The organism is Polaromonas sp. P4_F6, from assembly GCF_056401275.1.
In genome coordinates this window covers 19,756-31,038 of sequence record NZ_JBFUJQ010000017.1, presented here as the reverse complement: position 1 = coordinate 31,038, position 11,283 = coordinate 19,756, and the positions used below count along the sequence as shown (strand labels likewise).

Here is an 11,283-nt window from a genome sequence, read left to right as displayed (position 1 = left end):
GGCAACGTGGCCGCAATGAGAACATCAATGGCCTGATCAGGCAGTACCTACCAAAGGGCACAGACCTGAGTGTGTACAGCCAGCGCCAGCTCGACCAGATCGCCTGGAGCCTGAACACGAGGCCACGGGCAACATTGGACTGGAAAACGCCCGCTCAAGCCTTCTTCGAAGACTGCATCGCGCACAATGCCCAGATTCCCCCAGGTGTTGCACTTGGTCCTTGAGACCGCCAAGCAAAAGAAAGGCGACCCTGGTGTCTGCGTCCCTTCGCTTCGCTACGGGCAACCTGCGGTGCTCGGTCCAGCCGGGGTCTGGCTAAACTCGCTACGCTGCGCTTCGCTCAGACAACGCCAGCCCTGATCCGTCTGGCCCTCCGCTCCTCGGCGCATACACAAGGGGGTGGGGACAGGAATACCAAACAGCCGAAGACAGAAACCCGAATACCTGAAAAAAACAAGGACACGCCATGGCGTGTCCTTGTTGGTATTGGTTCCCGCTCCCGATTGCCCCGTCCTGGCTGGGCCGAGGAGCGCAGACGTAGGCGGATCAGGGATCGCGCTTGTTTGAGCCGAAGGCGAGTTTGCGCGAGACCCCGCCGTAGTCGAGCACCGCAGGTTGCCCGTAGCGCAGCGGAGGGACCCAGACTGCGGGTCGCCTTTCTTTTGGGTACTTTTCTTTGGCGAAGCAAAGAAAAGTGCCTCGCCCGCCGGGGCGAGACCCGGCCAGCGGAACTAAGAAGAGGAGGGAGGAGGGAGAGCGCGCAAGGCCGGAGCAAGACCCGGCTACTTCACCGCATCTCTCAACCGCGCAAACACCTTCCAGAACGCCGCCTCCTGCGTGGTCGCAAAATTGATCCGCATCAGCGTGCTGGGTGCCCGCACCGCGTGGAACAGCGCTCCCGGGGCGATCAAATAGCCCTCGTCGAGCATGCGCTGGGCCAGCGCGTCGGTGTCGACGCCGGTGTCCACCCACCCGAACAGGCCGGCGGGCTCGGTTGCGAAGCTGCAGCCGTGGGCGATCGCCAGCTTGACGCTGCGGGCGCGTGCCGCATCGAGCCGGGTTCGTATGCGCTCGGCATGGCGGCGCAGCTGGCCCTGGTCTATGCACCAGGCCAGCGCTTTTTCCAGCAGGGCCGGCGTGGTCAGCGTGGCCAGCAGCTTGGTGTCCAGCAGGCGCTCGACCAGGTCGGGCGGCGCGGCCATGAAGCCGACGCGCCAGCCCGGCGCGAGGATTTTGGCGAAACCGCTGACGTAAATCGTGCGCTGCAGGCCGTCCAGCGAGCACAGCCGGGTCGCGTGTTCGGGCGCCAGGTGGCTGTAGGTGTCGTCTTCAACAATGTGGAAGTTGTGCTGCATCGCCAGCTGCAGCACGCGGTGCGCGCTGCCGGGCGTGAGGCAGTAGCCGGTGGGGTTGTGGAACACGCTGACGCTGACAAACAGCTTGGGCTGGTGGATCTCGCAGTACTGCGCCATCACCTCCAGGTCGGGGCCGTCGGCGCGGCGCGGCACCGGCAGTATGCGCATGCCCAAAGCGTCCAGCCGGGCGAACTCCACGGCCCAGCCGGGCTCCTCCACCATCACGCAGTCGCCGGCGCGCAGCAGCGTGCGGCTCACGATGTCCAGCGCATGCGTGGCGCCCACGGTGGTGATGATCTGCTCGGGAACGGCATGCACATTGAGCGCGCTCAGTTTCTGCGACAGCGCGCGGCGCAGGCCGCTGTCGCCCATGGGCTCGCCGTACTGCAGCGAAAAATCCCGCAGCGCGCTGACACTGGTGACCTTGCGCACGGCCGCGGGCATGAAGGTGGTTTCCAGCCAGTCGGGCGGGAACACGCCCATGCCGGGCTGCGGCTTGTTGCTGACCTTGTGGAACATGCCGCGTATCAGCGCGGTGGCGTCGACCGGCGCCTGGCGTGTGGCGATCCAGCTGGCGGTGCTCCAGGTGCCCAGCGGCGCCAGGTCGGCCGCTTGCACCGGCCCGTGTTTTCCGGGGTTCGCCGCCGGCGCTTTGGCGACGGGCACCGAGGCCGCGTTGAGCGAGGCATCGCGCACAAAAAAACCGCGGTTCTTGCGCGCCACCACCAGGCCTTGCGCCAGCAGCTGGTCATACGCGGCCACCACGGTGGACACGCTCACGCCCTGCTGCTCGGCGCACAGCCGCACCGAAGGCAGGCGCGCGCCCGGCGCCAGCAGGCGGCTGCGTATGCGCTCGGCAAAACGCGCCGAGAGCTGTTCGGTCAGGGACTGTGAAGCGGCTTTCATCAACATGGCGCGGCCTTTTTCCTGTTCACCGCCCTCGGCAGGGCATGGTGTGCTGATTATTTGACCAATACAGTTTTGGAATTTGTACCGTTAACTGTATTGGTGGTGTATTGCTTTCAACTATAAAGTGGGAAACATGAACTGGCAAGAATTTACGGCTTTACTGGTGCTGGCCACGGCGATGAGTTTTTCGCCCGGGCCCAACACCACGCTGTCCACCGCGCTGGGCGCCAACCACGGTTTCCGCCGCGCGCTGCCGTTTGTCTGCGCCGTGCCCGTGGGCTGGGGCGCGCTGCTGCTGGTCTGCGCGCTGGGCCTGGGCGCGCTGGTGCTGGCGGTGCCGCTGCTGAGCTGGGCCGTCAAGATCGGCGGCGTGGCCTACCTGCTGTGGCTGGCCTTCAAGGTTTCCCAATCGCGCCAGCTCAGCCAAGCCGACGCCTCCCGGCTGAACGTCACCTTCTGGCAGGGCGCGGCGCTGCAGTTCGTCAACATCAAGGCCTGGATGCTGGCGCTGGCCATCGTCAGCGGCTGGATCGCCGGCCGCGAGGCGCCCGCCCTGCGCCTGGCCATCGTGCTGCCGGTGATGCTGGCGTATGCCTTTGTGAGCAACATGGTGTATGCGCTGGCCGGCTCGCTGCTGCGCGACTGGCTGTCCGGCCCGGCCGGCAGCGGCCTGCGGCTGCGCTGGTTCAACCACGCCATGGCGGCGGTGCTGGTGGCCACCGCGATCTGGATGCTCTTTATATGAGCCCCCACGCGCACATCAGCAAAGGCCTGTGGCTGGGCCTGCTGGGCACCGTGATCTTTTCCGTCACGCTGCCCATGACACGGCTGGCCGTGGGCACGCCCGACGCGCCGCAGATGTCGGGCATCTTCATCGCGCTGGGCCGCGCCGTGGTGGCGGCGGGCCTGTCGGCGGTGTTCCTGTTGGCCACGCGCGCGCCCCTTCCCAAGCGCGAGGACTGGTGGCCGCTGGCCGCCACGGCGGGCGGTGTGGTCTTCGGCTTTCCGCTCTTCACCTCGATGGCCATGCGTTATGTGGAGGCCGTGCATGCCGCCGTGATCATCGGCGCCCTGCCGTTGGCGACCGCCGCCGTGGGCGCCTTGCTGCACCGCCAGCGGCCGTCTGCCGGCTTCTGGCTGTGCGCCGCCCTGGGCAGCGCGCTGGTGGTGGCTTTTGCCCTCTTGCGATCAGGCAGCGGCGGCCTGTCCATCAGCGCGGCGGACTTGCTGCTGCTGGCCGCCGTGCTGTGCGCCGCCGTGGGTTACGGCTACGGCGCCAGGTTGTCGCAGCGCATGCAGGCCGAGCATGTGATCTGCTGGGCGCTGCTGCTGTCCCTGCCGCTGACCTTGCCGCTGGCCGCCATCAGCTGGCCGGCCGGCGCCATCAAGGCGTCTGCCTGGTGGGGCTTTGGCTATGTCGCGGTGTTTTCGATGTGGCTGGGCTTTTTCGCCTGGTACCGCGGCCTGGCGCTGGGCGGGACGGTGCGCGTGAGCCAGGTGCAGCTGCTGCAGCCGTTTTTGTCCATGCTGTTCGCGGTGCCCTTGCTGGGCGAAAGCCTGGACGCGGTGACCGTGGGCTTCGGCCTGGCGGTGATCGCCACCGTGTTCATCGGCAAAAAAATGCCGGTGCACCAGCCGGCCGCCATGCCCCCTTCATTGCTGCACCCGAGGAAGACCTGATGTACTGCGCCTCTTTTATCTTCGAACCCGGCACCTATGACGAGCGTTTCCACGCACTGGACGCGCTGATCGAGGAAGCCGCCCACGCCACCCCGGGCTACCTGGGCGCGGAAACCTGGCGCTCGCCTGACGGCACGCGCAGCAACGCAACCTACTTCTGGGACAACCAGGAGGCGCTGCGCGCCTTCTCGGCCCACCCCAAGCACCTGGAAGCCAAACGCCAGTACACCCCGTGGTACAAGGGCTTTCACATCGTCATCTCGCAGGTGCTGCGCTCCTATGGCGACGGCAAGATCGAACACATCACGCCCAACCAGCGGGGCCGCGGCCAGGGAGTTGCCGCATGAACATCGCCAACATCCCTTTCGGCACCACCGACTGGTCCGCCGTGGACCGCACCGAACATTCGGCCCTGGAAGGCAAGGCCTTCTGGCGCACGCAGAAGTTCGGTGATGTGCGCGTGCGCATGGTCGAGTACACGCCGGGCTATGTGTCCGACCACTGGTGCAAAAAAGGCCACATCCTGCTGTGCCTGCAGGGCCAGCTGCATACCGAACTCGAGGACGGCCGCCGCTTCACGCTGGAGCCCGGCATGAGCTACCAGGTCGCCGACCAGGCCGAAGCGCACCGCTCGACCTCGCCGCTGGGCGCCACGCTGTTTGTGGTGGATTGAGCGGCCGTACCGTATGAACTGTCTCTTGCGCAAAACCGCCAGGCTGCGATCATGCGCCATGGCCCTATGCCATGGGACCCTGAATTTTTCAACCATTTGTGTGAGCCGGGCCGCCCGAGGCGGCCCCCAAGGAGGAGAGTGAGATGAGCGACATGACATGGACCCAGGCGCAACGCGCCCACAAGATGAACCCCTCGGTGATCCGCGAGATCCTCAAGGTCACCGAGAAGCCCGGCATCATCAGCTTCGCCGGCGGCCTGCCCTCGCCCAAGACCTTCCCCGTCGCCGCCTTCCGCGAGGCCTGCGACAAGGTGCTGCGCGAGGACGGCCATGCGGCGCTGCAGTACGCGGCCAGCGAAGGCTATGCGCCGCTGCGCGAAATGGTGGCCGCCATGCTGCCCTGGGAGGTCGACCCGGCGCAGGTCTTGATCACCACCGGCTCGCAGCAGGGCCTGGACCTCATCGCCAAGATACTGATAGACGCCGGCAGCCGCGTGCTGGTGGAAACGCCCACCTACCTGGGCGCGCTGCAGGCCTTCACGCCCATGGAGCCCGAGGTCGTGGGCGTGGCCAGCGACGAGGAAGGCGTGGACATCGCCGATCTCGCCAGCAAGGCCGCCGGCGCGCGTTTCTTTTATGTGCTGCCCAACTTCCAGAACCCGACCGGCCGCACCATGAGCGAGGCGCGCCGCGCCGCGCTGAGCGCGGAGGCCGCGCGCCTGGGCCTGCCCATCGTCGAGGACAACCCCTACGGCGACCTGTGGTTCGACACGCCGCCGCCGCTGCCGCTGACGGCGCGCAATCCCGAGGGCTGCGTCTACATGGGCTCCTTCTCCAAGATCCTGGCACCCGGCCTGCGCCTGGGCTTCATGGTCGCGCCCAAGTCGCTCTACCCCAAGCTGCTGCAGGCCAAGCAGGCCGCCGACCTGCACACGCCGGGCTTTAACCAGCGCATGGTGGTCGAGACCATGAAGAACAACTTCCTGGAGCGCCACGTGCCGACCATACGCGCGCTCTACAAATCGCAGCGCGACGCCATGCTGGCCGCGATGACGCGCGACATGCCCGAAGGCGTGAGCTGGAACACGCCGGCCGGCGGCATGTTTTTGTGGGTGCGCCTGCCCGAGGGCATGAACGCCATCGACCTGTTGCCCAAGGCCGTGGAGCGCAACGTGGCTTTTGTGCCCGGCTGGGCCTTTTACGCCGACCATGCCGACGCCCGCACGCTGCGCCTGTCCTTTGTGACCTCCAGCGTCGAGCAGATCAACATCGGCATCGCCGCGCTGGCCGCGGCCATCCGCGAACAACTGCCCACGGGCCTGCCTGAACTGCACGCGGCCGCATGATGGACACGGGCACGCTGTCGCTGTTCGTGCTGGCGGTGCTGGCGCTTTTCATCTCGCCCGGCCCCAACATGGCGTTTGTGCTCTCGCACGGGCTGGCGCACGGCGTGCGCGGCGGCTTCGCGGCGGCCATCGGCATCTCGGCGGCCGACCTGGTGCACACGCTGTGCGCCGCGACGGGCGTGACCGCGCTGGTCGCGGCCTGGCCCCCCTCCTTCGACGTGCTGCGCTATGCCGGCGCGCTCTACCTGCTGTGGCTGGCCTGGCAGGCCTTGCGGCCGGCCGGCGCGCGCGGCGACAAGGCGCCGGCCCCGCCCGCCGGTTTCGCGCGCATTGTGCGCATGGCCTGGCTCAACAACCTGGTGAACCCGAAGGCGCTGCTGTTCTTCATGGTTTTCCTGCCGCAGTTCGTGAACCCGGCGCGCGGCCACGTGACCTTGCAGCTGCTGGTGCTGGGCGTGCTGCTGTCTGCGCTGGCGCTGGTTTTCAACACCATGCTGGGCGCCTTCAGCGGCCAGATAGGCCGCCGCCTGCAGGCGCGGCCCGGCGCCGCGAAATTCCAGCGCGGCCTGCTGGCTTTGACCATGGCCGGGCTCGCGCTCAGGCTGCTGTTTCTCGACCGACCTTCCAAAGGAATCTGACATGCTTCATCTCTGGGGGCGCATCAGCTCCATCAATGTGCGCAAAGTCGTCTGGGCCGCGCAGGAACTGGGCCTGACCCTGCAGCGCACCGATGCCGGCGGCCAGTTCGGCATCGTCAAGGACGCCGACTACCGCCGCAAGAACCCGAATGCGCTGGTGCCGCTGATGGAAGACGGCGAGGTCCTCGTCTGGGAGTCCAACGTCATCGTGCGCTACCTCTGCGCCAAATACTCGCCGGGCAACTTCTATCCCACGGCGCTGCCGCAGCGTTTTGCCGCCGAGCAATGGATGGACTGGCAGCAGACCACCTTCAACCCGGCCGGCCGCGTGGCGTTTGTACAGCTGATACGCACGCCGGCCGAGCAGCGCAATGCCGCGCTGATCGCGCAATCGGTGGCCGCCACCGAGCCGCTGCTGGCGCTGCTCGATGCGCACCTGGCCGAGCACGCCTATATAGGCGGCGAGCAATTCGGCATGGCTGACATCCCGCTGGGCTGTGAAATGCACCGCTGGTTCGGCCTGCCGCAGCCACGGCCCGCGCGGCCCCACCTGGACCGCTGGTACCAAAACCTGCTGGCGCGTCCCGCCTCGCGCGGCGTGCTGGACCTTCCCTTGTCATAACTTTTAAAAACCACCTGGAAAACCGAGAGCCCCCATGAAGCAGCGCGCATTCAAGCAAGTCGACGTATTCACCCCCAGCCCTTACTACGGCAATCCCCTGGCCGTGGTACTGGACGGTAGCGGCCTGGACGATGCCGCCATGCAGCGTTTTGCCAAATGGACCAACCTGTCGGAAACAACCTTCCTGCTGCCGCCCACGGACGCCGCGGCCGATTACCGCGTGCGCATCTTCACGCCGGGCGGCGAGCTGCCCTTTGCCGGCCACCCCACGCTGGGCAGTTGCCACAGCTGGCTGGAGGCCGGCGGGCAGCCGCGCTCCAAAGACTTCATCGTGCAGGAATGCAAGGTGGGCCTGGTCAAGATCCGCCGCGAGCCGGGCACAAAACGCCTGGCCTTCGCCGCGCCGGCGCTCAAGCGCTCGGCGCCCAGCCCCACGGTGCTGGCCCAGGTGGCCACGGCGCTGGGGCTCAAGGCCAGCCAGGTGCTGGCCGCGCAATGCCTGGACAACGGCCCGCTCTGGCTGGGCCTGCTGCTGGACAGCCCCGAGACCGTGCTGAGCCTGGCGCCCGACCACAGGGCGCTGGCCAAGCTGGGCACCAAGGTTGGGGTCGTCGCGCGCTACCCGCATGAAGACGCCGCGCCGCTGATTGCGCGCGCCAACCGCGAGGCCAGGGCTTTTGCGGCGTCCCAGCCCTCTTTTGCGCCCGACTTTGAGGTGCGGGCCTTTGCTTCACCCATAGGCGTCGACGAAGACCCGGTCACCGGCAGCCTCAACGCCAGCCTGGCGCAATGGCTGATCGCCGAAGGCCATGCGCCCGAGCGCTACACCGCCTCGCAAGGCGTGTGCCTGGGCCGTGCGGGCCAGGTGCACCTGGAGCGCGACGCGGACGGCCAGGTCTGGGTCGGCGGCGAGTCGGTGAGCTGCGTGGACGGAAGCGTCACGCTTTAAGGCCTGCCAACACCATGGAAACCGCCACCGCATCCTCCCCGCTGGCCTCGCAGGTCGACCACCTGGTGGTGGTGGCGGCCAGCCTGGAGCAAGGCGTGCAGTGGTGCGAGCGCGTGCTGGGCATCACGCCCGGGCCGGGCGGCGAGCATGTGCTGATGGGCACGCACAACCGGCTCTTCAGCATCGCCTCGCCGGCCTTTCCCACGGCTTATTTTGAAATCATCGCGATCCAGCCGGGCAAGCCCTGCACGCGCCCGGCCCCGGCCAGGCGCTGGTTTGACCTGGACGACCTGGAGCTGCAACTGCAGCTCAGCAAAGGCGGGCCGCAGCTCGCGCACTTCGCGGCCTCCACCGCCCGGGCGCAGGGCGGCGCGCGCGCGCTGGCGCGCCTGGGGCTGGACCGCGGCGAGCTGCTGGAGGCTTCGCGCATGACGCCGCAAGGCCTGCTGTCCTGGAAGATCACGGTGCGCGAGGACGGCCAGCGCCTGTTCTACGGCGCGCTGCCCACGCTGATCCAGTGGGGTGAGGCCCATCCCAGCCAAAGCATGGCGCCCTCGGGCATCACGCTGCAGTCGCTGCACGCCAGCCATCCGCGGCCCGACGCGCTGCGCGCCGGCTACGAGGCCATAGGCCTGGCCGGCGTGGGCCTGTCACAGGGCCCGCCCAACCTGATCGCCACGCTGCAGACGCCGCGCGGCCTTGTCACGCTTGAATCCAAAGGAATCTGAACCATGTTCAACACCACAGAACTCGCCTGGTTTGCCCTCGCCGCCTTTGTGCTGGTGATCACGCCCGGGCCCAACATGATTTATTGCATCTCGCGCACGCTGTGCCAGGGTCGCGGCGCCGGCCTGGTGTCGCTGAGCGGCGTGGCCCTGGGTTTTGTGGTGCACCTGCTGGCCGCCTCCTTCGGCCTCACGGCGCTGTTGCTGGCCGTGCCGGTGGCTTTTGACGCGATCAAGGTCGCGGGCGCGGCCTATCTGCTGTGGCTGGCCTGGCAGGCCGTCAAGCCGGGCGGCCTCGCACCTTTTGAGACACGCGAGTTGCCGCACGACCCGCCGCGCACGCTGTTCCTCATGGGCTTTATGACCAACCTGCTCAACCCCAAGGTCGCGATGTTTTACCTCTCCTTCTTCCCGCAGTTCCTGCATCCCGAGCGCGGCAACCTGCTGCTGCAAAGCCTGACGCTGGGCGCGGTGCAGATCAGCGTCAGCACCAGCGTGAACACCGTGCTGATCTGCTTTGCCGCGGCGATTGCCGGTTTCCTCAACCGCAACATCAGCTGGATGCGCGTGCAACGCTATGTGATGGGCACGGTGCTGGGCCTGCTGGCGCTGCGCCTGCTGACCGAAAAACGGGCGGCCGCATGAGCGCCGTGCTGGATCGGGCACCCGGGCTGGAAAGCACCGGCAAGCTGCTGCCCTCGCTGCGCGAGATCGAAGACGCAGCCCGCGTCGTCTACCGTGAATTCCAGGCCACGCCGCAATACCGCTGGGGCCTGTCCAGCCAGCGCCTGGGTACCGACTGCTGGATCAAGCACGAGAACCACACGCCGGTCGGCGCCTTCAAGCTGCGCGGCGGGCTCACCTACTTCGAGGCGCTGCAGCGGCGCGGCGAGCTGCCCGCGCAGGTCGTCAGCGCCACGCGCGGCAACCACGGCCAGAGCATAGGCTGGGCGGCGCGCGCCCACGGCGTGGCCTGCACCATTGTGGTTCCGCACGGCAACTCGACCGAGAAAAACGCCGCCATGCGCGCGCTGGGCGTGACGCTGATCGAACACGGCGAGGACTTCCAGGCAAGCCGCGAATTCGCCATCGCGCTGGCCGCCGAACGCGGCGCCCACATGGTGCCCAGCTTCCATGCCGACCTGCTGCGCGGCGTCAGCACCTACTGGTGGGAATTCATGCTGGCCGTGCCGCAGCTGGACGTGGTCTATGTGCCGATCGGCCAGGGCTCCGGCGCGTGTTCGGCGATTGCCGCCAAGCTGGCGCTGGGCCGCAAGCTGCGCATCGTCGGCGTGGTGAGCGCGCATGCCACCACCTATGCCGACTCGCTGGCCGCCGGCCGCGTGGTGGAAGCGCCCGTGACCACCCAGCTGGCCGACGGCATGGCCTGCCGCGTCGCCGATGCCGATGCGCTGGCCATCCTGCTGCCGCAGCTGGACCACATCGTGAAGGTGACGGACGACGAAGTCGCCCAGGCCATGCGCGAGCTGTACGCCGACACCCACAACGTGGCCGAAGGCGCGGGCGCGGCGAGTTTTGCCGCCGCGATGCAGGAGCGTGCGCAATTAAAGGGCCAGGTCGTGGGCATTTCGCTAAGCGGCGGCAATGTGGACACGGCGACTGTCGCCAAAGTGCTAGCTGCCGTCTAAGCCGTCGCACGCGGGACTGGGGCGGCCGCCCGCGGCCGCCACAATCCGCCCATGGGAACCCTCTACCTCGTGCGCCACGGCCAGGCCTCGTTTGGCGAAGACGACTACGACGTGCTCAGCCCCATGGGGCGCCAGCAAAGTATTCGTCTGGGGGAATACTTCAAGTACAAGGGCATCGCCTTTGACGCGGCCTTCACCGGCACGCTGCGGCGCCAGATCAACACCTTTGCCGGCATCTGCGAGGGCATGGGAATTGACATGCAGGCCGAGCAGCGGCCCGGGCTCAATGAATACGACAGCCATGCCGTCATAGGCGCGATACACCCGCACAAGCTCGAAAAACCCACCACACCCGAGCAATACCGCGGCCATTTCCGCCTGCTGCGCGACGGCCTGACGCAATGGATGGCCGGCGTCGTCAGCCCCAGGGGTATGCCCAGCTATACCGAATTCGTCGCCGGCGTCACCGACGTGCTGGACCACATCCGCAGCACGCACAGTGGCAATGTGCTGCTGGTCTCCAGCGGCGGGCCGATTTCGACGGCCGTGGGCCATGTACTGGGCACCAGCCCGGAAACCACCATAGAGCTCAACCTGCGCATACGCAACTGCTCACTCACCGAGTTCGCCTTCACACCCAAGCGCCACATGCTGGTGACTTACAACACCTTGCCGCACCTGGACGCGCCCGAACACGCAAGCTGGATCACTTACGCCTGAACCGCTTTTGGCGCAAG

14 protein-coding genes are annotated in these 11,283 nt (G+C 67.3%); 13 read left to right on the top strand and 1 reads right to left on the bottom strand.

Going from position 1 to position 11,283, the window contains the following annotated elements; genetic code table 11:
- Positions 1–224 (top strand): transposase (locus AC1DUN_RS24005; protein ID WP_477716169.1); only part of this gene is annotated, 224 nt, incomplete at its 5' end.
- 558 nt (positions 225–782) lie between these two features.
- Here the strand turns inward: AC1DUN_RS24005 and AC1DUN_RS24000 are convergent.
- Positions 783–2,267, bottom strand: a complete 1,485-nt coding sequence (locus tag AC1DUN_RS24000; protein ID WP_477716168.1) for an aminotransferase-like domain-containing protein — start codon at positions 2,265–2,267, stop codon at positions 783–785.
- Positions 2,268–2,397: 130 nt separating this feature from the next.
- Here AC1DUN_RS24000 and AC1DUN_RS23995 point away from each other — a divergent pair, with 130 nt between their 5' ends.
- The 12 genes from AC1DUN_RS23995 (at position 2,398) to AC1DUN_RS23940 (ending at position 11,266) form a co-directional block, all read left to right on the top strand.
- Positions 2,398–3,009 carry a LysE family translocator gene (locus AC1DUN_RS23995; RefSeq protein ID WP_477716167.1) on the top strand — a complete coding sequence of 204 codons (612 nt, stop codon included), beginning with the start codon at positions 2,398–2,400 and terminating at the stop codon, positions 3,007–3,009.
- A complete protein-coding gene (locus AC1DUN_RS23990) occupies positions 3,006–3,944 on the top strand; it encodes a DMT family transporter (RefSeq protein WP_477716166.1) in 939 nt (312 codons plus the stop codon). Before AC1DUN_RS23995 ends, AC1DUN_RS23990 begins: the two co-directional genes overlap by 4 nt.
- Entirely contained in the window at positions 3,944–4,291 is a 348-nt protein-coding gene (locus AC1DUN_RS23985; RefSeq protein ID WP_477716165.1) for an antibiotic biosynthesis monooxygenase family protein, read from the top strand. The genes AC1DUN_RS23990 and AC1DUN_RS23985 overlap by 1 nt, the downstream gene beginning before the upstream one ends.
- Positions 4,288–4,617, top strand: coding sequence for a DHCW motif cupin fold protein (locus AC1DUN_RS23980; protein WP_477663426.1), 330 nt, complete (start codon positions 4,288–4,290; stop codon positions 4,615–4,617). The genes AC1DUN_RS23985 and AC1DUN_RS23980 overlap by 4 nt, the downstream gene beginning before the upstream one ends.
- A 152-nt stretch (positions 4,618–4,769) precedes the next feature.
- Positions 4,770–5,963: an aminotransferase-like domain-containing protein gene (locus tag AC1DUN_RS23975; RefSeq protein ID WP_477716170.1), complete on the top strand. Its 1,194-nt coding sequence runs from the start codon at positions 4,770–4,772 to the stop codon at positions 5,961–5,963.
- A complete protein-coding gene (locus tag AC1DUN_RS23970; protein WP_477716164.1) occupies positions 5,960–6,601 on the top strand; it encodes a LysE family translocator in 642 nt (213 codons plus the stop codon). The genes AC1DUN_RS23975 and AC1DUN_RS23970 overlap by 4 nt, the downstream gene beginning before the upstream one ends.
- A gap of 1 nt (position 6,602) precedes the next feature.
- Positions 6,603–7,223 carry a glutathione S-transferase gene (locus AC1DUN_RS23965; protein ID WP_477716163.1) on the top strand — a complete coding sequence of 207 codons (621 nt, stop codon included), beginning with the start codon at positions 6,603–6,605 and terminating at the stop codon, positions 7,221–7,223.
- Positions 7,224–7,257: 34 nt separating this feature from the next.
- On the top strand, positions 7,258–8,172 hold the full coding sequence (locus AC1DUN_RS23960; protein WP_477716162.1) for a PhzF family phenazine biosynthesis protein: 915 nt from the start codon (positions 7,258–7,260) through the stop codon (positions 8,170–8,172).
- 14 nt (positions 8,173–8,186) lie between these two features.
- Positions 8,187–8,900, top strand: coding sequence for a VOC family protein (locus tag AC1DUN_RS23955; RefSeq protein WP_477716161.1), 714 nt, complete (start codon positions 8,187–8,189; stop codon positions 8,898–8,900).
- A gap of 3 nt (positions 8,901–8,903) precedes the next feature.
- Positions 8,904–9,542: a LysE family translocator gene (locus AC1DUN_RS23950; protein WP_477716160.1), complete on the top strand. Its 639-nt coding sequence runs from the start codon at positions 8,904–8,906 to the stop codon at positions 9,540–9,542.
- The gene (locus AC1DUN_RS23945; RefSeq protein ID WP_477716159.1) at positions 9,539–10,546 is read left to right on the top strand and encodes a threonine dehydratase; all 1,008 of its coding nucleotides are present in this window, start codon (positions 9,539–9,541) and stop codon (positions 10,544–10,546) included. The genes AC1DUN_RS23950 and AC1DUN_RS23945 overlap by 4 nt, the downstream gene beginning before the upstream one ends.
- A 51-nt stretch (positions 10,547–10,597) precedes the next feature.
- Positions 10,598–11,266, top strand: coding sequence for a histidine phosphatase family protein (locus AC1DUN_RS23940; RefSeq protein ID WP_477716158.1), 669 nt, complete (start codon positions 10,598–10,600; stop codon positions 11,264–11,266).
- The last annotated feature ends 17 nt before the right edge of the window (positions 11,267–11,283 follow it).

What these genes read in the sequence shown, in the direction of transcription:
- AC1DUN_RS23960 (WP_477716162.1), top strand. Translation starts at nt 7,258, where the DNA reads ATGAAGCAGCGCGCATTCAAGCAAGTCGACGTATTCACCCCCAGCCCT.
- AC1DUN_RS23970 (WP_477716164.1), top strand. Translation starts at nt 5,960, where the DNA reads ATGATGGACACGGGCACGCTGTCGCTGTTCGTGCTGGCGGTGCTGGCG.
- AC1DUN_RS23995 (WP_477716167.1), top strand. Translation starts at nt 2,398, where the DNA reads ATGAACTGGCAAGAATTTACGGCTTTACTGGTGCTGGCCACGGCGATG.
- AC1DUN_RS23980 (WP_477663426.1), top strand. Translation starts at nt 4,288, where the DNA reads ATGAACATCGCCAACATCCCTTTCGGCACCACCGACTGGTCCGCCGTG.
- AC1DUN_RS23975 (WP_477716170.1), top strand. Translation starts at nt 4,770, where the DNA reads ATGACATGGACCCAGGCGCAACGCGCCCACAAGATGAACCCCTCGGTG.
- AC1DUN_RS23940 (WP_477716158.1), top strand. Translation starts at nt 10,598, where the DNA reads ATGGGAACCCTCTACCTCGTGCGCCACGGCCAGGCCTCGTTTGGCGAA.
- AC1DUN_RS23950 (WP_477716160.1), top strand. Translation starts at nt 8,904, where the DNA reads ATGTTCAACACCACAGAACTCGCCTGGTTTGCCCTCGCCGCCTTTGTG.
- AC1DUN_RS23955 (WP_477716161.1), top strand. Translation starts at nt 8,187, where the DNA reads ATGGAAACCGCCACCGCATCCTCCCCGCTGGCCTCGCAGGTCGACCAC.
- AC1DUN_RS23945 (WP_477716159.1), top strand. Translation starts at nt 9,539, where the DNA reads ATGAGCGCCGTGCTGGATCGGGCACCCGGGCTGGAAAGCACCGGCAAG.
- AC1DUN_RS23985 (WP_477716165.1), top strand. Translation starts at nt 3,944, where the DNA reads ATGTACTGCGCCTCTTTTATCTTCGAACCCGGCACCTATGACGAGCGT.
- AC1DUN_RS23990 (WP_477716166.1), top strand. Translation starts at nt 3,006, where the DNA reads ATGAGCCCCCACGCGCACATCAGCAAAGGCCTGTGGCTGGGCCTGCTG.
- AC1DUN_RS23965 (WP_477716163.1), top strand. Translation starts at nt 6,603, where the DNA reads ATGCTTCATCTCTGGGGGCGCATCAGCTCCATCAATGTGCGCAAAGTC.
- AC1DUN_RS24000 (WP_477716168.1), bottom strand. Translation starts at nt 2,267, where the DNA reads ATGTTGATGAAAGCCGCTTCACAGTCCCTGACCGAACAGCTCTCGGCG.